At 57.6% G+C, this 22819-nt stretch carries 18 protein-coding genes; 7 read left to right on the top strand and 11 right to left on the bottom strand.

The window, feature by feature from the left end; all coding sequences use genetic code 11:
* Positions 1-200: 200 nt before the first annotated feature.
* The 5 genes from acnA to J2Y48_RS15575 all read right to left on the bottom strand — a co-directional run bounded on the left by acnA (position 201) and on the right by J2Y48_RS15575 (position 6941).
* Entirely contained in the window at positions 201-2801 is a 2601-nt protein-coding gene (gene acnA, locus J2Y48_RS15595; RefSeq protein WP_310419777.1) for an aconitate hydratase AcnA, read from the bottom strand.
* 162 nt (positions 2802-2963) lie between these two features.
* A complete protein-coding gene (locus J2Y48_RS15590; protein ID WP_310419775.1) occupies positions 2964-3848 on the bottom strand; it encodes a GntR family transcriptional regulator in 885 nt (294 codons plus the stop codon).
* A gap of 85 nt (positions 3849-3933) precedes the next feature.
* Positions 3934-5433, bottom strand: a complete 1500-nt coding sequence (locus tag J2Y48_RS15585; RefSeq protein WP_310419773.1) for a tripartite tricarboxylate transporter permease — start codon at positions 5431-5433, stop codon at positions 3934-3936.
* A 10-nt stretch (positions 5434-5443) separates the two neighbouring features.
* On the bottom strand, positions 5444-5917 hold the full coding sequence (locus tag J2Y48_RS15580) for a tripartite tricarboxylate transporter TctB family protein (protein WP_310419771.1): 474 nt from the start codon (positions 5915-5917) through the stop codon (positions 5444-5446).
* 52 nt (positions 5918-5969) lie between these two features.
* Positions 5970-6941: a tripartite tricarboxylate transporter substrate-binding protein gene (locus J2Y48_RS15575; RefSeq protein WP_310419768.1), complete on the bottom strand. Its 972-nt coding sequence runs from the start codon at positions 6939-6941 to the stop codon at positions 5970-5972.
* Between the two features lie 588 nt (positions 6942-7529).
* On the opposite strand from J2Y48_RS15575, the gene J2Y48_RS15570 reads away from it, so the two are divergent.
* The 6 genes from J2Y48_RS15570 (at position 7530) to J2Y48_RS15545 (ending at position 13437) form a co-directional block, all read left to right on the top strand.
* Positions 7530-9260, top strand: a complete 1731-nt coding sequence (locus J2Y48_RS15570; protein ID WP_310419766.1) for an adenylate/guanylate cyclase domain-containing protein — start codon at positions 7530-7532, stop codon at positions 9258-9260.
* A 736-nt stretch (positions 9261-9996) separates the two neighbouring features.
* Complete coding sequence (locus J2Y48_RS15565) at positions 9997-10383, top strand: hypothetical protein (protein WP_310419764.1); 387 nt, start codon at positions 9997-9999, stop codon at positions 10381-10383.
* Positions 10380-10793, top strand: a complete 414-nt coding sequence (locus tag J2Y48_RS15560; RefSeq protein ID WP_310419762.1) for a hypothetical protein — start codon at positions 10380-10382, stop codon at positions 10791-10793. Before J2Y48_RS15565 ends, J2Y48_RS15560 begins: the two co-directional genes overlap by 4 nt.
* Before the next feature lie 394 nt (positions 10794-11187).
* On the top strand, positions 11188-11352 hold the full coding sequence (locus J2Y48_RS15555) for a hypothetical protein (RefSeq protein WP_310419760.1): 165 nt from the start codon (positions 11188-11190) through the stop codon (positions 11350-11352).
* A 224-nt stretch (positions 11353-11576) separates the two neighbouring features.
* Positions 11577-12611: a GSCFA domain-containing protein gene (locus J2Y48_RS15550; protein WP_310419758.1), complete on the top strand. Its 1035-nt coding sequence runs from the start codon at positions 11577-11579 to the stop codon at positions 12609-12611.
* Positions 12604-13437: a hypothetical protein gene (locus tag J2Y48_RS15545; RefSeq protein WP_310419756.1), complete on the top strand. Its 834-nt coding sequence runs from the start codon at positions 12604-12606 to the stop codon at positions 13435-13437. The genes J2Y48_RS15550 and J2Y48_RS15545 overlap by 8 nt, the downstream gene beginning before the upstream one ends.
* Positions 13438-13460: 23 nt before the next feature.
* Here the strand turns inward: J2Y48_RS15545 and J2Y48_RS15540 are convergent, their stop codons facing one another.
* The 5 genes from J2Y48_RS15540 to J2Y48_RS15520 form a co-directional block, all read right to left on the bottom strand.
* Entirely contained in the window at positions 13461-14603 is a 1143-nt protein-coding gene (locus J2Y48_RS15540; protein WP_310419754.1) for a CDP-glycerol glycerophosphotransferase family protein, read from the bottom strand.
* 375 nt (positions 14604-14978) lie between these two features.
* Complete coding sequence (locus J2Y48_RS15535; RefSeq protein ID WP_310419752.1) at positions 14979-15317, bottom strand: DUF1515 family protein; 339 nt, start codon at positions 15315-15317, stop codon at positions 14979-14981.
* Positions 15318-15325: 8 nt separating this feature from the next.
* A complete protein-coding gene (locus tag J2Y48_RS15530; protein ID WP_310419750.1) occupies positions 15326-15544 on the bottom strand; it encodes a hypothetical protein in 219 nt (72 codons plus the stop codon).
* A 180-nt stretch (positions 15545-15724) separates the two neighbouring features.
* Complete coding sequence (locus tag J2Y48_RS15525) at positions 15725-16528, bottom strand: hypothetical protein (RefSeq protein WP_310419748.1); 804 nt, start codon at positions 16526-16528, stop codon at positions 15725-15727.
* Positions 16529-16869: 341 nt separating this feature from the next.
* The gene (locus J2Y48_RS15520; RefSeq protein WP_310419746.1) at positions 16870-18519 is read right to left on the bottom strand and encodes a LicD family protein; all 1650 of its coding nucleotides are present in this window, start codon (positions 18517-18519) and stop codon (positions 16870-16872) included.
* A gap of 305 nt (positions 18520-18824) precedes the next feature.
* On the opposite strand from J2Y48_RS15520, the gene J2Y48_RS15515 reads away from it, so the two are divergent.
* Complete coding sequence (locus J2Y48_RS15515) at positions 18825-19967, top strand: GSCFA domain-containing protein (RefSeq protein WP_310419744.1); 1143 nt, start codon at positions 18825-18827, stop codon at positions 19965-19967.
* A gap of 146 nt (positions 19968-20113) precedes the next feature.
* On the opposite strand, the gene J2Y48_RS15510 is transcribed toward J2Y48_RS15515, so the two are convergent.
* Complete coding sequence (locus J2Y48_RS15510) at positions 20114-22780, bottom strand: tail fiber domain-containing protein (protein ID WP_310419742.1); 2667 nt, start codon at positions 22778-22780, stop codon at positions 20114-20116.
* Positions 22781-22819 lie beyond the last annotated feature (39 nt).

The raw sequence follows: 22819 nt of genomic DNA, 5'->3' as shown, positions 1-22819 counted from the left end.
ACGTGTCATTACGAGGCTTGCAGCCAGGAACCGGAGCGCCCCACTCCGACCATGACGCACATTGGCGCTTTCCGGCCTTAACCGCGCGAATAACAGACCGACGGCTTTCAGGAACTTCATCGGGTGGTGCGAACGACCGAATGGAAGGCGCAAAGCCGCCGAAGCCGACAATCGAAAATGTCGGTTTTGTGCGCCCTGGCTCATTGTGCTGACGTCAGGCCCTGCAATATGCGCGGTAGTATTCCCCCCGCCCTCAGGTTCTCGACTTCGGCTATCGTCTCGATCGCCGCTGTTGCCACAAATTCATTGATGGTTCCGTCGGTCCGTCGAATGGATACGTTTACAGGACAGCGAGGTGCAATGAGCGATTCGCTCGCTTCAATTTCAAGGATATCGCCTGCCTCCAGGTCCAGTGCTGTAGGACCATATTCAGGTGGCAATCTCATCGGCAGAATTCCCATGCCGATCAGATTGGAGCGATGGATACGCTCGAAGCTCAAAGCCAGCACTGCCCGGACGCCCAGGAGTGAGACACCTTTCGCTGCCCAGTCGCGCGACGACCCCATGCCGTATCTCTCTCCGGCAACGATCACGACAGACTGATCTTCTGCTGCATATTTTTGTGCCGCACTCCAAAGCGGAAGCACCTCTTGCGACGGCCAATGCATGGTCGATCCGGGAGGAATTCCGTTTGCCAGCATGTTGTCGACCGTTCGGTTCGTGAACAGGCCGCGAACCATAGCCTCCCAATTGCCGCGGCGAGACGCGTAGACGTTCAGGTCCTTCGGGTCGTCGCCCATCCCGATGAGATACCGCCCCGTCTCGCTCGCCGCAGGTACGGCTCCGGCAGGTGATATGTGGTCGGTCGTGATGTCGTCGCCCAGAACGAGCAGAGGGCGCGCTGTATAGTTTCCAAGAAGGCTTCCCGTGCCGACACCTGCGAAAGGCGGCCGACGGATGTAGGTGGATCGATCATCCCATGGGAAGATCGTCGTCCGGGGGGCGTTGAGTTCCTGCCAGACAAGACTGGCTTCGGCCTCTTCGTATGCGGGCTTGAAGTCACCCGCGTCCGTTGCCAAGGCAAGGGCTTCGTCAATTTCAGAACTCTTCGGCCACAGCATCGACAGAGTGACGGCTTCCCCAGTCTGCGAGTAGCCGATGACGTCAGTCATGATGTCGAGGGCAACAGTTCCTGCCAATGCGAATGCAACCACCATCGGTGGCGACGCGAGGAAGCCCGCCTCGAGCTGCGGATGGACCCGTCCGGGGAAATTCCTGTTGCCGGAGAGGACTGCGACGGGAAGAATGCGACGTTCGGTCATCGCTTTGGAAATCGGCTCCGTCAGCGGTCCGGAGTTGCCGATGCAGGTCGTGCAGCCATACCCAACAATCCCGAAACCCACGGCTTCGAGGTCCGACAGGAGGCCAGAGCGTCGGAGATAGCGCTCGGCCGTTGGCGAGCCCGGCGCGAGCGAGGTCTTGACCCAGTGCGGCGGGCGCAACCCGAATTTCCGGGCGTTGCGGGCGAGCAGACCTGCGGCTAGGACGAGCCTGGGATCGGACGTGTTGGTGCAGCTTGTGATGGCCGCTATGGCAACCGCACCGTCATCAGGCCCAACCCCATCAGCAGCCGGCATCCCATTCTTCTTCATCGGCGCGATCGCAGCCCTTGTCTGGCTGACGGGCAATCGATCCTGCGGCCGGGTGGGTCCGGCAAGACTCGGTTCAACACGAGACAGGTCGATTTCGACGACGCTTGTGTAGCGTGGCGTGGCCTCAGGATCGAACCAGAGGCCGACGCGACGGCAATATGCCTCCACTAGGCGTATGTGGGTCTCCGTTCGTCCGGTGGAGCGCAGATAGTCAAGAGTGTTCGTGTCGACCGGGAAATATCCGCTGTTGCCACCGAATTCAGGGGTCATATTCGCGACGACGGACCGATCGCCGGCCGTGAGTGCCGACACGCCAGGTCCACAGAATTCGACGTACTTATCCTGAAGGTCGATACCGCGAAGAACGTGGGTCACTATCAGCGCCAAGTCCGTCGCCAGCACGCCATCCTTCAGTTTTCCGGACAGTTTCACGCCGACGACGTCGGGCACCCGAAGGGCAACCGGCATGCCGAAGAAGACGCTTTCCGCCTCCAGCCCGCCCACGCCCCAGGCAAGCACCCCGATACCGTTGATCATGGGGGTGTGACTGTCGGTGCCGATCAGGGTGTCCGGCGCAATCCACTGCTTTCCATCTTTGGGAACAAGGCTCACCACCGTCGCCAGCTTTTCGAGGTTCAGGGTGTGCATGATACCCGTCCCGGGAGGATGGACGTGAAAGTCCGCCAGGGTACTGGTCGCCCATTTCATGAAGCGGTATCGCTCAGCGTTCCTTTCGAACTCGCGCGCCATGTTGCGCTTGAGTGCGCCCACGCCACCAAAGAAATCTACCGCCACTGAGTGGTCGGTGGAGACGTCAATGCGAACTACGGGATTGAGCAGTGCTGGATCAGCGCCGGCCTCCGCAAGCGCAGAACGCATGCCGGCGATATCGACAAGGGCCGGACCGCAAGTCGTGTCATGCATAAGAACGCGGTTTGGCAGGAACGGGATCTCCTGGTCGCTGGTGCCGGTATCGATCCACCCGAGGATTGCCGCGTTTGCCTGTTCAGCATCTTGTCCCGCGGTACGAAGCACGTTCTCCAGCAAGATACGATGGATATAGGGTAGACGTCCGAGCTTATCGCCGGCCGCCTGCGGCAGGTCGATGAAGTCATATTCCTCATTCTCGATCGTGATTTTCCCTGTCATCATTGTCTCTGCACTTCCGCATGTGGTCGTTCGTGGCGATTGCGATCTGGAGTTAAGGGCTCGGTTTTGCATTATATGATCATATGGTGCATTTTGAGAATCGGCATACTTTCACCTGATCCGTCTCACCGGGACCCTCAAAACAGCTTGTTGGCATGCGAATTAGACCTGCGGGGCCTTTATGCGACCTGCGCCCATAATGTGGGTGTACAGAAAAGCGGCCGCCTCGGTTCGTCGACCGGCTTCGAGCAGGTCCAAGATATGCAGATGTTCGGTCGTCTGCCTCGGCAAGCGGCTTCTGTCGATCGTGATGTGATATTCGACAAGCCGGCGCAGTCTGTTGATGCGTTTGATGGAATCCAGGAAGAATTCGTTTCCTGCGCAGGCAACGAGCATCTCATGGAAGTCGTTGTTCGCCTTGAAAATCTCTGCGCGCGACCAGTGTTCGTATCCGCCGTCGCGCAGCGCCGTCTGTGTTTCACGCGCCTTGAGAAAGCCTTCCTTGTTCGGCTCGAACGTCGGCAACAACATGGCCTGCTGCTCGATCACGGCACGAAAGACATAGCCCTCCTCATAGCTCTGACGGGAAGTGAGGGTTCTTGTAAACGACCATCCGTTTCCTGGAAGCCTCTCGATCCATCCTTCGTCGGCGATGCGATGGAGGACTTTCAAAAGCCTCGTACGCGGTAGATCGTACATACGCATGAGTTCGCTTTCGCTCACCCGTTCGCTGAGAGCGCCAGAGAGGCGGTCTTCCGCGATCCGGAAGTAGACGGCCTCGTCGCCCTCCGGATGTTCGCCGCCGTCCTCCTTTGCCACCTCGATCTTATCGCTATCCATCCCGAGGAAATATCCGCGATTGGGTTCGGCACGGACGATACCCCGCTCTTCCAGCTTGCGTAGCGCACTCATGACTGGCGCACGGGAAACACGAAACGTATCAGCAAGCATCTGCAACGGCAGGTGTTCGCCTTTTCGCATGCCATTGGCCCGCACGAACTCGATGATGCTCGTGCTGATCTGAGGTGAGAGGCTATTTCTTGCCATGTCCGTCTCGAGCCACTTCTTCTTCACTATGACAATCGGAGCAGTTCATCCTGCTCATGACTTAGTCGGCACGAGCGCCCGCGCGTCAATCCTCGTCGTGCTGGAACCGCGACAACCCACGGAAGATGAAGGGCGCAATCAAGGCGATCGTTGCAATGGCGAGCATGATCGCGGAGCTGGGATGCTGGAACAGGATCATCGGATCACCAAGGCTCATCTGCAAGGATCGACGCAGTGCGTTGTCGGCGAGCGGGCCGAGGATCAGGCCGACGACAGCCGGCGCTATCGGATAGTCGTATCGCCTCATGAGGAAACCAATGACGCCGAATCCCGTCAGAAGGAGGAGCTCAACGACAGATGGATTGGCCGCAATCGTTCCCATCGATGCGAAGACCAGAATGCCAGCATAAAGCCATGGCAACGGGATCTTGAGCAGTTTCACCCACATGCCGACCAGCGGGAGGTTGAGAACGAGCAGCATAACATTGGCGATGAAGAGACTGGCGACCAGCCCCCACACCAGATCGGCATGCTGGGTGAACAGCAATGGACCTGGCTGGATATTATATTGCTGGAACCCGGCGAGCATCACTGCGGCGGTCGCCGACGTCGGCAGTCCGAGCGTCAGAAGGGGGACGAGTGTGCCGGCTGCCGATGCGTTGTTGGCGGCCTCGGGCCCGGCTACACCCTCGATTGCGCCCTGACCGAACTCCTCAGGCTTCCGGCTCAGCTTGCGTTCGATATTGTAGCTGAGGAAGGTCGGGATTTCGGCACCGCCGGCCGGCAATGCGCCAATCGGGAAGCCGAGAACGGTTCCTCGAAGCCAGGGCTTCCAGGAGCGTCCCCAGTCTTCCTTCGTCATCCAGATCGATCCCTTCACTGGAATGGGTTTGTCCGGCTTATGGAAGTGGCGGGAGGCCACCAGAAACGCCTCGCCGATTGCAAACAGTCCGACGGCCAAGGTGGTGACTTCCACGCCATCAAGGAGTTCTGGAACGCCGAACGTCAGCCGGGCTTGCCCGGTGAGTTGATCTATCCCCATCAGGCCGAGCCAGAGCCCGAACGCCAGGCTCGTGAGTCCGCGCATCGGCGAAGAACCGAAGGTCGCAGAGACGGTCACGAATGCGATCAGCATCAGACCGAAATAGTCCCAGGGACCGAATTTCACGGCAACCTTGACCAGTATCGGAGCCAGAAAGGCAAGGCCAAGAGTGGCTATGAGAGCCGCTACGAACGATCCTATCGCCGCGGTTGCAAGTGCCGGACCGCCTCTGCCCGATCGGGCCATCTTGTTACCTTCGAGGGCCGTAACGACCGAGGCACTTTCACCGGGCGTATTCAAAAGAATTGCAGTGGTGGAACCGCCATACATGCCGCCGTAGTAGATCCCGGCGAACATAATTATCGAGCCGCCCGGATCGAGCTTGAATGTCACTGGCAATAGCAAGGCGACGGTCAACGCCGGACCGATCCCCGGCAAAACGCCGACAGCCGTGCCAATCATCACGCCGATCGCAGCATAAACCAGGTTTGCGGGCTGGATCGCGAGCGCAAAGCCCTCGATGAGGAAGGAAATGGAATCCATCTGACGAACCTCAGAAAAGCTTTTCGAGCGGGCCTTGCGGAAGCGCGAGCGTCAGCAGCTTGTTGAACAGCAGGAATACGAACACGCCGATAGCGGCCCCGAGACAGAGGTCAACCAGGAACGCTCGGCGGCCGAAAGCGCGGGCAGTCAGAGCGAACAGTAGGGTTGCCCCGAGGATGAAACCACCGCCAAGCCATATCGAGCCAATGAGCCCGCACAATGCGAGGCCGATCCAGCCAACGGCCTTCCAGTCCGCGACTTCCACTTCGACATCAGAGGGCTTGAAAGCGGAAACCAGATGCCCGGCCGCAAGAACGGCAAACAGGAGGGCGACGAAATAGGACGCGGCACTCGCGCTCATCCCATAGGCCGCGCGGGTCGTCATCTGACTGGCGTCCCAGTAGGTGATAGCTGCGATCGCGAACAAGACGACGGCAATCACCGCCGGGGGACGGTTCGGAGTGTGAATCGGTCTGGAAGTCATTGTGTCCTCATCGCAAGCGGGAGGAGCAGAGCCCCTCCCTTCCAGCGTCAGATCAATCGGCAAGGCCAATGGAGGTCAGGATGGCCCTGACGCGGTCATTCTCTGATGCGATGAAAGTCTTGAATTCATCGGCGGGCGCGTAATAGTCGGACCAGCCGCGGGCCTTCAGGATTGCCTGCCACTGTTCCGATTTAACTGTGTTGTCCACGGCAGCCTTAAGCGCATCGAGATCTGCACCCTGGACATCCGGACCGGCGAAGATACCGCGCCAGTTCACCAGCTCGATGTCGAGTCCCTGCGCCTTGAGCGGCTTTGCTTCGATACCTTCGATCGGTTCCGGATACGAGATCGCCAGTGCCCTCAGATCGCCAGACTTGATCTGGCCTTCCCATTCGCCATAGCCGGAAACACCGGCCGTCGCCTGGCCGCCAAGCATTGCCGCGAGAGACTCACCACCACCGGAATATGCGACGTAGTTGATCTTGGCCGGATCTGCCCCGGCCGCCCTGGTGACCAGAGCTGCCAGAATATGGTCAGCACCACCGGCCGACCCGCCGACCCAGATCGTCTTGGCAACGTCCGTCTTAATGGTGGCCAGGAGATCGTCGATCGTTTTGATCGGGGAGTCCTTCGGTACCACTATGACCAATGGATCGCCGGTGAGGCGCGCTAGAGGCGTCACCTGCGTCAGATCGACGGGAGACTTGTTGGAAATGCTGGCTCCCACAAGGGTAATGCCTGAGACGAGCAGTTGATTGGGGCTACCTTTCGCCGACCCGATGAACTGGGCAAGGCCGACAGTGCCGCCGGCACCCGGAACGTTGACCACCTGCACGCTCTTTGCATTGCCTGTCGCCATCATGGCTTCCTGCAGTGAACGAGATGCAGAATCCCAGCCGCCGCCCGCGCCTGCAGGGGCAGTAATGGTCAGCTCAAGCTCCTCTGCGGCCGCCGGGACGCTTCCGAAGCTCAAAGCGCTTCCGACCACTGCAGCCATCAAACCGTATTTCACGAAATTGCGCATCGCGATTTCTCCTCCTCGCATCGCGGGGCTCACCTCCTGAGCCGAACATCGCGGAATTTGCATTATATAATAATAAAAGTAAATATGGGAAATCAGGCATTTCATTCGCCAGAACCGAAGTCGGTCACAACCGAAAACTATTACCGTCAAATGATGCGCTGCCAAAGCCAGGCACAAAGGTGGCATTCGGTGCGACGGTCGAACGCGTGGTACGCCCGCGCAATCCGGTAGACATGTGGAGGTTTCGCACTACAGGGGCGCGACCGCGACCCGCGTTGTCACTGCGTCATGTCTGTTTGCAGCAACCGCGACCGATGATCCTATGACCGAAAAGGCGGCGCAATGCGGACATTCATTGATCCAGTTAGGGGGCAGCACTTTACGACGGTTGACGCCGTACTGCGGCCGTGTTGACAGGGGCAAGGATCGCAAGTTGATCTGTATAACAAGGTCGGGCTCTTACGTGATGGGCAAACGCGAGGTCGCGAAGACGATCGGCACCACAAACGGTCGTCGCGGAGCCCGTGCTGAGCTATTATCTCCGATACTACGGATTGATGCGCCACGGGATGAATCGTCAGGGTTAGTATGATGCCGCCCCAGGTCGAACGGCGCCTGACAGCGATTATGGCGGCCGATGTGGTCGGCTATAGCCGCCTCATGGACCTCGATGAGCAGGGAACGCTGGCCGCGTTGAAGGCGCGCCGCAAGAGGATCCTGGAGCCGCTCGTTCGCGACCATCGCGGCCGCATCGTCAAGCTGATGGGCGACGGCGTTCTGGTCGAGTTCGCCAGCGCGGTGAATGCCGTTACGTGCGCCGTTGATATCCAGAAGGAGATGGTGGCGGCCAATCAGGGTCTCCATAATGATCGCCATATCGTCCTTCGAATCGGGATCAATCTCGGCGACGTGGTCGTCGAAGGTGGCGATCTCTTCGGGGATGGCGTTATCCTCGCGGTGCGGCTTCAGGTCATGGCCGGGCCGGGCGACATCTGTGTCTCCGGCAGCGCCTACGACCAGATCAAGCGCAAGCTCACCTTTGCCTTCGACGAACTCGGCCCACAGGCGGTCAAGAACATCGCCGAGCCGGTTCCAGTATACCGCATCGGATCATCGGCGTTAGGCGAGAAACGCGCAACGGAACAAAGCTCGTTGCCGCTACCGCTCAAGCCTTCGATTGCTGTTCTGCCGTTCAAGAATATGAGCAACGATCCAGAGCAGGAGGCATTCGTCGATGGCCTAACCGAGGACCTGATCACAGACCTTTCGAGAAGGGGCGGATTGTTCGTCATCGCCAGCCACTCGGCCTTTGCTTATAAGGATCGCCACGAAGACGTGCGCCACATCGCCCGCGAGTTGGGCGTGCGCTATCTGCTCGAGGGGAACATCCGGCGGGCAGCGGGTCGGGTTCGCATCAACGCAGAACTGATCGATGCGATCAAGGGCGACCACCTGTGGGCCGAGAGGTTCGATCACACCCTGGAAGACATCTTCGCCGTGCAGGATGAGGTGAGCGGCAAGATTGTCGAGGCCCTGGTAGGGCGGCTTATGGCCGTGCCGGCCCGCAACCGACCGGCGAACATAGAAGCCTATGAACTCTGTATTCGTGCACGGAGTCTCGCCATGCAGACGGCGGTCGCAGCAAAGGAGGCGGTCTTCCTGCTGGAGCGAGCCATCGCGCTTGATCCGGAGTATGCGGAGGCGCACCGCTGGCTGGCCTGGAACCTGTGGCTGGGCTGGGAGTTTTGGGGCGAGTCGGAGCCCAGTCGCGCACGATCTCTGGCCGAAGCCCAACAGGCAGTCGTCCTCGACCCCAAGGATGCCGGGAATCGCTGGGTGCTGGGCATCATCCTGGGCCACGAGGGCCGCTTGGCCGAGGCGGACGCCGAATTCGACGTTGCCCTTAAGTTAAATCCAAACCATGCCGACGCATGGGCAATGCGCTCGGACCTAACGACGCTCGGCGGCAGGCCTACTGAGGGTATCGAGCAGGTTCGCAAGGCCCTCCGGCTCAACCCGCACCCGCCCGGCTGGTACTATTGGCAGCTCGGGCAGGCCCAGTATGCGATCAGCGACTATGAGGCGGCGGTCCAGACGCTGCGCAGGCCGGAAACCTACCGCACGACATCGCGCCGCCTGCTCGCAGCGAGCCTAGCGAAACTAGGGCGCCTAGAGGAGGCGCGCTGCGAGGCGGAGCTCTTCATGATAAGCAACCCAACGTTCACAATCCGGCACTGGTCAACCACCCAGCCCTTCCGGAATGAGGACCTGCGGCAGCATTTCCTGGAGGGATACCGTCTAGCCGGGCTTCCGGAATGACTGGCGCGGGGCCTAGCGCTCACCTCCGGCCTGTTCTCGCAGCGCCGGAAGCTTGAGGATAGAACTGCGGCGTTGGACTCGCGTTCTCATTGCCAGGATGAGCGCTTCGACTGGTCCCTATTTCCAGAGGGCTACCTTCGGCGGATGCGAACTGTTGTGCCCTCCGATCAAGGCAGTCTCCCAGCGCCCACGCTTGCGGGTATTCTGAAATTGGTTTGATTGGCTCCCGCGCCCGTTGCCGGTGCAGCCAGCCAGAATAACCAAGGCAGCCGCCGTGATGATCGCCACCATTCTGATCATGCCGCACTGCGCGGTCGCCACGCATCAACGGCAGGTCAGACGCGATGCTCGTCTCGAAGGCGCGGCGGTGCGCAGGCCGACTTCAGCCGTGCCGCGCAATGCAGCAACAGCTACATCCGACCGATGTGACAGTGCCTGCCAGAAGGCGACAGAAGCTCTATATCCCCACGCAGGGGTAACAGAACAAGATGGTGGGCCCGGAGGGCTACTGGAAAGTCTTGCTTTTCAGGCACTTGCAGAAAAGTGGGACAGAAAACCGCTCTTTGATTTTGTTATGCTTTCTAGATCGATTGTCCCACTGCGAGCCGGCCAATGTGGAAAATAGTTAGCCCCACCAATTGATCGCAATTTCCAAGCTGAAGCCTTGTTGCCAATGGCCGCTCGACTTTCTATACACTCGCACCGAGCATTTCCCACACGCAGAAGAGGCAAACAGATGCTGGAGATCGCCGATCGGGCTGTGATCTATAGCGGGCAAATCGTTCTAGTCGATGAAGAGACTAGTTTCCGCCTCACTCTTGAAAATGGCATCATACTCGATGTTCGTTTTGTCACGGACGCCGCGTTACCAACGTCTGCATTTCCTCGCTTTTCCGATGGCATTTTCACCATCGAGCTCACCAATTTTGGTAGCTCGCTTGGGATGGCAGTCTCAGGGATCATTCGGGCGGAAACGACAACAGGCGGCCAGTCCTTGGACCGCAACGGCGCAATAAGACCTGGCGCTTGGATGTTCCAATACGCACTAACCACTCACACCATTGGAGATGACAAACCCACTCGCCTCGTCAACATTACTATTAGCGAGAAGCGCGTAGCATGAGGAAACGTGTGGTCGGTGCTCCCAGTATAACAGGTGCGACGGTTGAGCCGCCAAGTCCCATCATCAAGAATCCAACTCCGCGTTTTTCCATGGATGAAAACGTCGACTACCATGTGATCCTGGATCAGGAGCTGGACCAACTCTCGCAACCGGAAAACGGGGTTGTCGGCACGATCGGCTTTACCGCCTTGGGTGCAGCCCTCGCCTTTGTGCCGGCGATGGTTTCCGCCCTGGAAAAGCTCGGAGACCCACTCAAGCCGCTGGAGCGCACTGAAATTGCAACATTGCTTCTCACGCCGGGCTGCATCGCAACGGCCATCGTCTGCCTCATTCTGTTCAGCATATCCAAATACAGGAACCGCGGATTGGTTGAGAGAATTAGAAGGCGCCCCAGAAGGAGTGCTGGTTGACCGCCTCTTGAGGCTAGGCGGGGTGCGCGTCCCATTGAAGAGCTTTGGACTGTCAGCTTGGGAAGCTCGCGACCTTCCTTTTCCGTCAACGGCTTGGCTGCAGAACAACGCCGGTCCGGCCCAAACAACATTAATGAGTTAATGGCGCGCTGTAAAACTCTCGCCATCACACTATCCTTCTCTCCGTGCATGCATGAAGAGGAACCTATGACCGACGACGACAGCCCCCGCCCCCGCCACCACTGGATCAAGGAGGAGCACTCCGACCACATTTTCGCCGGCTGGGGTGAGCGGAAATTTGGCCGGGTCGAGCGCCATGTGCAGGGTTGGCGGGAGTGGAACCCCACGTGCCTCGACGGGGTCAGGGATTTAGGCCCGCTCAGGGCGTCATGGTATGGCCGAGCAGAAACGACCACGCTTGCCGCTGGAACGGGCTCATGAAGGCGAGACGGGGATGATGAGCGACGAGGTGTGGCTTTACGTGCTGATGGCTGTCGTCGGGCTGTCTGTCGCCGCCGGCCTCATCATTCTCGTTGGGCAGTTGGTCGGGTGGTGGTGACGAGGTGCTGCACGTACGACTGAAGTGGCTTTCTCCCTTCCCTCCTCAAGCCCCAAGAAGTGTGTGCTTGCCCGGCGTACCGCACACGCCGGAGTCTTTCGTGCGAGCCGGATCAGCTCTTACTAACGAGCACGACGCCGAGCCGCGATGTTGGCCAACGCCGAGCGGTTGACCTCTTGATCGCTTATCTTCTAGCTTATCTCCAATGTTTAAGGGGTCTGATCATGAAATCGCCATACCAGTCGCTCCCACCAGAGCGCTTTTGGAAAACGGGTGTCAGCGAACAACATCCGTTTTCAATTATTGATCTTTACAAGCGAAAGTTCCGTATCCTGCCGACTGACAAAATCGCGACGGCCGGCAGTTGCTTCGCTCAACATATTGGCGGACACCTGCGCGCAGCTGGTTACAACGTGATCGATGCAGAACCAGCGCCGAACGGCATAACCGATGCGGCCGCCAGGAAATTTGGCTGGCGTACCTATTCTGCTCGATACGGGAACATCTATTATGCACAGCAGCTCTTGCAGCTGGTCGAAGAGGCGTACGGCCTCTTCACGCCGAGCGAACCCGTGTGGGAAAAGCAAGGACGCTACTACGATGCGTTCCGCCCCAGTGTAGAGCCTTGCGGCCTATCCTCTCCTGCCGAGGTGAAGGCTCACCGTGAGGAACACCTTGCGGCGGTTCGGGAGGTTGTCGAAACGGCGAACATCTTTGTCTTCACCTTTGGCCTCACTGAGGGATGGATCCATCGGGAAAGCGGAACCTGCTACCCAACTGCGCCGGGAACGATTACGGGGACATATGACCCAAAGGTGTACGAGTTCAAGAATTATCGTACCTCCGAGATCCGGGCGTCATTCGAGAAATTCCGATCCCTCGTTCTGGAGCGCAACGTAACGGCCAAATTCATCGTGACAGTTTCACCGGTTGCGCTCATCGCGACAGCCAGTGAAAGTCACGTGCTTTCGGCAACCACCTACTCAAAATCCGTGCTGAGAGCTGTTGCCGGCGAACTTGCCGAGGACTATGCCGATATCGACTATTTCCCCTCTTACGAGTTGATCGCCACCCCCTTCTCCAAGGGCTTCTTCTACTCTTCGAACCTTAGGACTGTCGAAGACCAGGGCGTCCGATCCGTAATGCGCGTGTTTTTCTCACAGCATCCGGCAATCAAGAAAAAGCCCTCAAAGGAGAAAGTTCTGTCGAAGGATGATATCGTATGTGAAGAAGCAATGCTGGAGACCTTCAGTGCTTAACGTCTGCATATTCGCCAACTCCCATGTGAACATGCTCAAACTCGCCGCCGATAAAGCGCCGCCTGACGGCTGGCGCCCCACCTTCATCGGCGCTCCGGCTGCTGGACTTCGAGGTCTCCGTGCGAAGGGCAATGGCCAGAAGATTGTCCCCCGCGGGCAACGGCTTCGCGAATGGTTCGAAAAAACGTCTGGCGGTCTGACTGAGGTCAACCTGGACCGTTTTGATGCAATCGTGGTATATGGTCTAGGCCTTCGATCCCACGACGCTCTAACAATTTTAGCTGAGTTTCAGCCTATGGACCTTCGCTTCTGCGCTGGCTCTCGCCTGATCTCGGAACCGGCGTTCGGCGCACTCATTGATGCCATCAATGATCAAAGAGCGGCGGCGCACGTACTTAACTTGATCAAAGGGTGCGGTAAACTGATCATCTTGGCACCGGCGCCACTTCCGAACGAAAACCTCCTCCTGCGGGCTGATTATCAGTGGATCAAGTCGAAGAAGGGCCAAGCCGCTGCCAGGTGGGCGACGGGTCTCTGCCGTGACAAATGGAGAGAGCGCGCAAGTGCCGCCGGGGCTACTCTGCTTCTTCAGCCTGAAGATACAATCACCGATGGCTGCCTGACGCTTGGTGAGTACGCCGTCGGGGCTACTCGGCTTTCGGGTCGAGACTATAATGCCGATCCAACACACCTGAACGCCACTTTCGGAAAGAGAGTTCTCGACGACGTCGGGGGTATCGTTCTCGGTCAAAAGAAAAGCACCTCCTCCTCGTTTGGCCCACTTCACCGTCTCCTTCGCCGCAGCGTCGGTAACCCCGCTTGCTGAGAAGAGCGCGGCGCTAATAATACCTACATATTTGCCACATCTCTAAGCTGCCTGACGAACTGATCCGTTTTCGTTGCCTCGGATGACACCAAATATTCGGAGGCCACTGCGCGTTCGGCTGCAAGCCAGTCGTCACCCTCCACCACTACCCTATTGAGAAGCGCCTCAAGTTCACCGATATCGGAATAAATGTAGCAATAGGTGTTGATCGGAAGCGAGCTGCGATCAACACCTTTCGGCACGTAGACGAAGACCGGGCGTTGGCTGGTTAGCCAGTCGGAAACTACACTCGACACGTCAGTCACGCAAATTGATGAATTCTTCATCACGGCGTCGATCGGGGCACTGACGTCGATAAGATTTGCGCCGGTATCGACGATTTTCTGCTGAACGTCGGTCAGGTTATTGAGCCGAAATCCTGTGCACGGATGAAGCTTCACATGGACCGATTGGAACGTCTCGCGAAGGACATTGGAAATGGCTTCTGCAAACTCGAGAGAGCAATATTCGTTTCTGACATTCGGACCCTCCCATGTTGGCAGGTAGCAAGCTGTGAGCGTCTCAGGTGCTGCGCTAGACATAAAATCTTTTGCTTGAGGTCGACCAACAATGCGGAACCGCCAACTCGATCCGAAACGTTGGAGACGATCAATGTGCCCTTGGCCAGCGACCCATATTTCATCGTAGACCCTGAAGGTCTTCGATGCGGAAGCATTCTTGTAGCTATCGCCGTGACCAATAAAGCAATGCTTTAGGTCTCCGTATTGAATCAGGTGAATAATGTTGCCCGGATTTCCGGTGTGCATGACCGCTCGTAGCGCCGGCATACGAGACATCAACGTCGGCGTTTCTTCATTACCGACGAGCAACACAATTTGGTCATCGGGGAACTCAAGAATCACCTTCTCGAAAATATTCCGGACCCGAAAAAGCCCGATGAAGGGAACGCCAGATTTAATGAACTCGGCTCGCCACTGACGATAGATGTGTTCAGATCCAAGCGTTGCATCGCCATGGTACAGGATTACTCTGACATCTCCGGCATCCCGCTCAAACAGCTCAGGATTCAGTATTTTTAGCGATGGCTGAATAACCTTTATTGGCTTAGGTTTCGGACGGGGCCTCTTCTTGAATATGAGATCGTACTTACCTAATTTCAGCTTCATAACCGCCCTATAGCATTCCAAAAAGGTGAAGCAGCAACTCTGGAGAGAAGGCTATTCTTAGCTTGCTTTCAAGCACACGTTATGATCGCACACAAGAGGGGACTTTTTTATCGACAAGTGGGCACGGTAAAGGGGCGACGAGAAGCCCAAGACGGACAGCGTCCGTGTGGAGCACCGGTGCCACCATTTTGACTGCAAGAGTGTGGGCGTTGCGGCTACAACCCCAGCAAGGGAGCGACGGACTGATGGTGCTGGAGCACAGGGTAACCGATGAGGCGCGATCCGTGGTGGATCTACGCGCTCATTGTAGTGACGCTGTTGACGACGTTCGCCGGCCTCGCCAAAAGCATCGGGCAGTCAATTTGGGCGTGGTGATCATACAAATCCGAGCTTGATGGCGATCCATTTCCCGAACGTGGCGAGCGTAGCGCCGAAGGCCGCGGCGACGGTGACAATCAAAAGTCGCATGCCAATGAACCGCTCTTTCCAGCGACCAATGTCGGCCGTAATCGGCTCCATCTTGTCGAGCCGTTGTTTTACCGTCGCCAAGTCCCGCGCGATATCGTCGATACGCCGTTCCGTCATCTCGGCAGTCTGATATTGCTGCTTGCGATCCACGCGCGCCTGTTCCTGATCGGCAAGGATACGATCAACCTTGGCATCGAGAGACCCGAGTTGCTGATGTACGGCGGCGTCTACTCCGGGCAGGGACATTGTGCCTCCTATTTCGCGCAACCGGCCATCTGCCGGCAGGTGCGGTTATGAGATGCGATCTGCCTCGCAAACGACAGGTCATTGGCGACGACGAAGGCGCGTGTCGCCTGCGAGAGCGTCAGCACCTCGAACCCTGCGCCCGTCACGTCACTCGCAGTGGCCTTGCACCCACCGGCCGCCAAGAGCGATGCAAATACCGCGAGCATCAAGAGCGTTGACTTCCGCATTTGTGCGACTCCTCTGTTGGATGATTTCGATGGAGCGTCTCAGGGCGTCGGCCCGTTCCGCATCGCGCCCTTCATTCCTGGCGGTAGGCAGCCACAGAAGCGCGTTGAGCGTTGCGAAGGCGACAATCGCAGCCGAGGCGCCCAAAAACGCGCCGGCCGCGAATGACAGTCGGGAGGGCATCACTTCAACCCCAGCGCACTGCGAACGGCTGGCATGGAGGTGATCGCGTAAATGGCGAAGCCGACGATGACGGCGAGGATCGCCATCTGCACCCGCCAGTCGAGCGAGACCACGTTCAACTCCTTGAGCGCCGTGATGATCGTTCCGCCAGCAGTGAGCAGCCATGTCCAGAAGCGCCCGGACTGTGCCACCGGCTTTCGCCATTTCGCAGGCTTCGGCACCCGCCCCTCGTGCGGGTCCAGAACCGCGCCGCCCCGACCAACCGCCAGCACTCGATCAAGGACTGACTCGACCCTCTCTGGCTTGACCAGCGCCTTGTTTAATCCGTCACCTGCGTAGAAGGACTGACCACGCTTGAGGTTACGATGGGTGCTTTTAGTGGCGGCAAGTACAGGAAGCGACGCCCACTCCTGCGCCAGACGCTGGCCGAACGCCGTGCGGCTCATCTTACCCTCGATGAACAGGTCAAAGCCGCGCCGAACGAGCAGCTTGTAGGCAAGCCTGTCCTGCAGATCCGGGTCGAACGGTTGATCACCCCGCAGTGACGGATTTGCCTTGGCAAGGTCGACAAGGGTGGCGCGCATGAACTGGGCGGCGCCAGCCGCGCTGGAGCCGAAGCGCTTCGTCCAACTCAGCTGCAAATCGACGATCTCGTCATAGGTCATAGAGGTGAGCGGCTTTGGCAGCTTGTCTTGGTTGTGGCCGTAGATGACGTTGTAACATTCCGGCGCCTTCCTGCTGGTTTCGGTCTGGTAGATGAACGCAAGCAGAAGCGCCGCGCCGGGGGGTACGGTTTTGTCCATGGTGGGTCCTTTAGAGATTTTTAGGTCAGATAGTTATCTTCATGGTCGCGCATGAACGCGCGGCCAAGCTTTGACGTGGTCGTGGATGGTCTTTTGGGAGTGTCTTTTGGGAGTAGCGAACACGAAGGCGAACGCTCGCGAGGAACGCCGTGGTTAGGGGCCAGCCGTATGGCCAGTGATATCGGGCAGTGTGGGGCGCGCCAAATGGAGATGGCGCAAAGCCCAGGCGCGCGAAGGCCAGCACGGAGCGCTGATCGGTTCACGACAGGCGCCAGCCGACAACATCAGGCGCGAGAAAGGCCGCCCAAAACGACGGGGCGGCCTGCCTGTTGGTGGCGGGGTTAGAACCCGACTTTGTTCCGCATCGTTTTCCAGAAAGTCTTTTTCACCGGCCGGCGCGAAATCTTTCTCAGTTCAAAGCGTGCGATGTGTGGATCTTCGTCCTTGTAGGTCGCAAGGCCCTGTCCTTCCTGTCTTTGCACAATTTCGAAGACCTTGAGATTTGCGACCCTCTTCTCGAAATCGTCAGGATTTACGAATCTTCGATAGTGACCACCATGCGTCTTGGTAAGGTGCTGGTCGAGATGTGTCCTGAACTCAAGAAACACCGATGACCCTGTTGGCAAAGCATCCTTGATTGCGCGCAGTACGCTGGCTTCGCCCGCATCGTCGATGCTATGGAGGAAGAATCTCGAGTAGACAGCAATGGGACCGCCAGCCGCTTTCGAGAAGGCTTTGATTATTGAAGTCAGCGCCTCTGTCTCGCGAACGTCAACCTGCTCAAAAGCGACGTTAGTAACGCCCTCTCGGGACATTCTGTCACGGTTTGCTACAATTGCCGTGTGGGCATAGTCCAAACCAAGAGCCTTCAAGCCACCCGACACGAAAGTCGTATCCCGGCCGCTACCGCAACCAAGATCAATCAAGCCCTTTATTCTTTTGTCGATCTTTGGTTGGACCGCATTTGCGAAGCTTGAGGGCGGGTTAACGCTCAGATCTTTGTAGTTCAGATCCCAATAAATCTCGTTTGCTTCTTCCTTAGTCAAGGAGAGCTTGGCCATCTCATAGGCAGCCGGGTCTTTTACGACCCATTGGAACATGGGATCTGGGGTACGCCACTCTGACCCGTACGTACCTTCTAGCACCTTCTCTTTTTCAACAGGAACAAGGACTGGCATCCCGCAGAGAGTTTCTTCCGTGAAACCTTTAGCTACTTCCTTCGCAACTTCACTTCCAACGGCGAAAGACTGAAAATACATGTCGCCCCTGCACCAAGCAGGGAAAACGTCGATTGTGACGCCTAGATCCTTGTCCGCCCAATGGAAGAAATTTTTTCGCTTCGCTAGCTTTACGGTTTCCCCGGCCCCAATGAGGTCGCGCATGATCGAGATCATCTCGCGTTTTACGGCATGAGTATCCGTGTGACGTGACACGTAAGTAGTGTCGAAATCATCATCTCCAGGGATGAACCCGCCTTGCCGAACATGTCCCAGGAGGGTGCCATAGGCGATCGGTAGGTCGAGATCATATTTACTTTTAAATACTTCTCGGGCGCGCGCGTAGAATTGAAGCACTTTATGCTGCCATTCGATATCCAAATGAACCGAAAGGCGGAATTTCCCGGTCTTGGTTACAATATAACCTACTTTCAGACGGTCAACTAACTCTTCGACAGGTTGCCGCCTGTCGGCTCGAATTACTCGATACTTGTTTTCAACTACGGGCAAAACCTTGTCGCGCACGCGAAACTGAAGTGATTGCGCGGTGTGGATGTACTGAGCAAACGAAGGCGTTACACGAAACTTGAATTGTGCCATCCCCTTGCAGGGGAACTCTTCAAAACCCTTCATTTTCGACGTCGGCTTGATGGTCCGCACCTTATGACCGTCGACAAAAATATCGACAGTCGGCAGGCTCTCCGCTTCCGTATCTACCACCCATCCAGTAATAGCCTCACGACTCAACAGCGTGACGGCACCCCCAATTGGCATAATATTCCCCCATAACTTGTCTCTGCAGCGGAGATAAATCATAAATAGCGAGGAGTGCAAAGGCGTTAAATTGAAGAAGTCCGTCTCGAAAAACGAATGTCATGCGTGGCTGACGACGGCCGAGGGCCGCGACGGCTTTTATACGGGAGGCCAGCCAGTTGCGGACAGGAGCAGGAGGCAAGGAAGGCGCCAGCATGGACTTGGAGGGTTCACATCTGCCGCCAGCCGTATGGCCAGTAATATCGGGCAGTGAACCTCACAGCTCACTCTGCAACATCCACACATTAAAATAACGGGAGTGATCAATGTCAGTGCAGCAGATCAAGCATGATCCGACCGGCCTGGGGATGGTCGATTTCGAAGACGGCGGTAAGGCGCAGCGCGTGACGTACACATGGTATCGCGGAGAAGATTGCAACTTCGGCCCGACGCTTTCACATTTGGAGGACTGGAACGGGTATTCTGACTACTTTGTGGGCAGTTTCGCACCGCATGAACCCGTCATTACCGCGAAATCACGCGTTACCGCCTTTGGCAGTTGCTTCGCTGCGAACATCAGCAAATGGCTCGCGAAGCGCCATTATAATGTTCTCAATGCTGCGGAAAAAGACTCGCCCGCCTATGTCGTTCGGATGGGCGAAGGCATGGTAACGTCCTATGCAATTCGTCAGCAGATCGAATGGGCCTTTGAAAACAAGCCACCGCAGATTCCGGTCTGGCACTCTTACAGCGCCGAAAGCATGGAATACGACGAGAGTATCCGGCAGGAAACTCTCAGGATTTTCAGCGAAACGGACGTGTTTGTCCTGACCTTCGGGCTGTCCGAGGTCTGGCATGACAAGCCGACCGGTGAAGTGTTCTGGCGGGCTGTACCACAAGACCAGTTCGACCCGGCAAGACATGGATTTCGAACCGTCTCCATCGATGAGAACTACGAGAACTTGCGGGTTATTTTGCAAACCATCCGCAGGCACCGGCCTGAGGCCAAGGTCATCGTAACGCTTTCCCCTATCCCTCTCGTCGCAACTTTCAGGCCTGTCCCTAGCACGTCGGCCAATTCTATTTCCAAAGCTTCGCTGCGCATGGCGATTGATAAGGTGATGACCGCGAAAGAGTTCGAGGGCATGACGTTCTACTGGCCATCCTATGAGATCGTCATCGAGGGCTTCCTGGCAAAATGGCGCCCGGATCGCCGGCATGTGAAATCCGAAATCCTCGATTTCATCATGACGCTTTTCGAGAAGCGCTGGTGCGTGGGCGACATTTCAGAAAAGGAACTGGCTTCTGCCCTTTTGGCAGCCAAGGTCGCCGATGGATCGCTAAAGCAGAGCACACTCGACATGCTGCTTAAGGGGCCGTCACAGGAAGCAAGTAAGTGGATTGGCAAGATGGAGGCAAAGGAACGATTCAGGCTGATATCGTCTGCCAAAGCCGTTATGTCAGCTTGAGTGTAACGACCCCCTGCCGCAAACCGTGCTGGGGGTCGTCGCTACTCTAACTTGTCGCCTCAGGATCGCCTTGACGTTACGGCCCGACCACCTCTAGCAGCTCGCCTCATTGTGGATGAGATTGGCGCAGCACTGCGCGACAGCAATCACGCAGCTTCAAGTGCTGCAAGCCGCGCCTCAAAGCCCGCCGCCACCCACACAAGAACCTGATCGTAACGAACGCCGTAGCGGTCGCCGGCGTCGAAAATGGTTGTCTGGTTGCCGTCTTCGTCCGTCTCGATCTTCGCTTCCCATTCGTCGTAGCAGAGGACAGCATAACGGAACCCGTCGAGACCCTCCGCCTCGAACGCATCTCGGACCTCTTGCGCCGTCACACCGATATGCAGACGGGCGCCACCCGTACCCTTCTCTGCAATGGCGTCATTCCACTGGTAAATGCCAACAAGCTTAGAAAGCCGCTTAGCAACCCGCAACTCAGCACCGTCCAGTTCGCCGCGCCACGTTTTATCGCGCGCGTCCGACGTGCTGATTGTCCCGGTTGCCGCATAGACGACGCTCCAACGCTTGGAGCCTGCACCGCATGAAATGCCATTGTCCACATCGCCTGGATAGATGGCAGTCCCGCGCACTCGGAAGATTTCGGTGGGAGTGGTTCCGCCCGAGCGCATAGCGGCCCATACAAAGGCCATCGGAACGGAGTTGGTATTGAGCGCACCTGCAGCAGCGTCAACTTCTACAAGGTAGTACCCGCTGTTGATGTAATTGCCGCCGTGAGCCGCATAGAAACGGTCTGCATAAAGGTTCATGCCATCCGGCAAGCTACCGGACAAATCACCGATCGTTCCGCTTGTGCCGCGCACGATGATGCGGCTAACGTCGGACGCGCCGCCCGATGCTGTCCACAACGACAAATGATGCGTTGCGTTTTCAACGGTGGTGGAATGATGCTGAAACGGTGCAACGTTACCACTGCCAGCCGGTGACGCCATAAGGCTCCAATTGTGCCCAATGGTCATCGTTGGTGCGTAGTTGATCGGACGGCCTGCTACATAACCGGGATCAGGCTGAACGGGACCGATTACATAGACGCAATTTCGGCTTGCTTCCGTGCTGCTGCCGGCAAGCGAGATAGCCAGCGACGGGATAGGATCGTTGTCCGAACCGTCGATAAAATCGATGCTTTCAAGCTCCCAATGCACACCTTTGGACACAGGGTTGCAGGTTGCGAAACCAGGACGGAACTCCGAATTGCGATACAGCAGTTTGCCGGTGAACATATCATGGACGAGGATTTGCCCGGACGTGTTGATATTCGTGTAGCCGGCGATGGTGTAGAGCCGCCGCCCGTCGCAACCGTGCCCCTGATAGTACAGATTGGATGGCGATGGATCAGGAAACGTGATCCGCATTGACACGACTTCCAGCCCCGACACATCAGCCGTAGGCAACGAGCCGATGGCGGCCAAGACCTGATCGAGAGGATAGAAACGATTGGTGATCGTACCGCCCGAGCGGCTTTGCGTCACAAACCATTTCTGATCATAACTGATCGACACCTTACCAGATGACCCGGCAAAGAAGGTGATTTGCTGTGCGCTTGCTGGCGCACCGCCGGCAGCGTAATCGAAGCGAAGTGCAACCCCGCCAGCACCGCCGGTCCAGAGCTTTCCGGTGGCCCTTTCGACACACAGACCGGAATGGCTAATTAGCGCCGAAGGCGTCATGCTATCAAGTGGGGCGCGGCTGCCGGTTCCCCAGGCATAGCGGGTGATGACACCCTTATCGGCGCCGTCATTGATGTTGTGGTGCGTGTAGATATAACCGCGCTGACGGTCGAAGCCCGTTGTTTGGTTCACGCCCATTCCGGCAATCGGCACGAAACGGCACCAGGGCTGATCGAACGCCATGTCGCGTGAAAGGCTGGCGTCAAACAAACGTTGGGCGGACATTTCCGTTTCTGGAAGTCGCGACATTGCCGCAACATCACGCACCCGATACCACGTCCGCGTGCCACCATTGGTCGTGAAGGTGTCAGTGCTGCCGTTGTTGGTGTCGGTCCACAACCCGCCAAGCCCGTCGCTTTCGGAGGCCCCCCCTCTAAGCGTAATGGAATGCACGCCGGCCGGGACGCTAGCGGCGGCCGCTGCTGCGCGCGTTACGAAGGCGAGGTTGCTGTTTGCGGCGGCCAATGCCACGTTGGCCCACCCCTCAGCTGCCGCAACAATGGCGCTCGACACCTGGTCATTCACGACCCTGAACGTGCTGTCAGATACGATGCCGAGCACGATCATACCAGACATGAGACCACCAGGCGCTACGTCGTTTCCGGTATTCGTTTTAATGGGCAAAGGTGCCCCGCCGTTGAACGCGACAGTGACTGGTCCGGTGTTGGCAGTGAACACATTCACCCAGACAAGCGCCGATCCGGAGACCGGAATTGAAGACGTTGCCTGGATCGCGTTGGGCGTGCCGGCGCCAATATTAGACGCAACGACAAAGCTGAACGGCAGGTCGCTCCGCCGGGTCCAAGAACCGGAGCCGGGCGCCCCGACCTTCCCGTAGACGCCGTTGTTGGCGGCGACAGGGTCACCAACCACCCACGCCATGGTGTTGACGGCCTTGGCAAGGTCCGCGTTCAGGGACTCCAAGGACGAATAAACGAGTCCGCCATTCGAGGTGAAGGCGTCAATAATCGCTTCATACTGAGAATGCAGCTTTCGGATATCCGCCTTCTTCGGCTTGTTGGGGCCGGACGAAGGCACGCCATCGGTGACGTAGTCGCGGTAAACTTCGGCGGCGGTCAAATTGGTCATGTCGTTTCCTCATAGAGAAGCGATCCGGCCCCCAGCCAG

The organism is Mycoplana sp. BE70, assembly GCF_031455855.1.
GTDB lineage: Bacteria > Pseudomonadota > Alphaproteobacteria > Rhizobiales > Rhizobiaceae > Mycoplana.
This window is presented reverse-complemented; position numbering and strand designations above follow the sequence as displayed.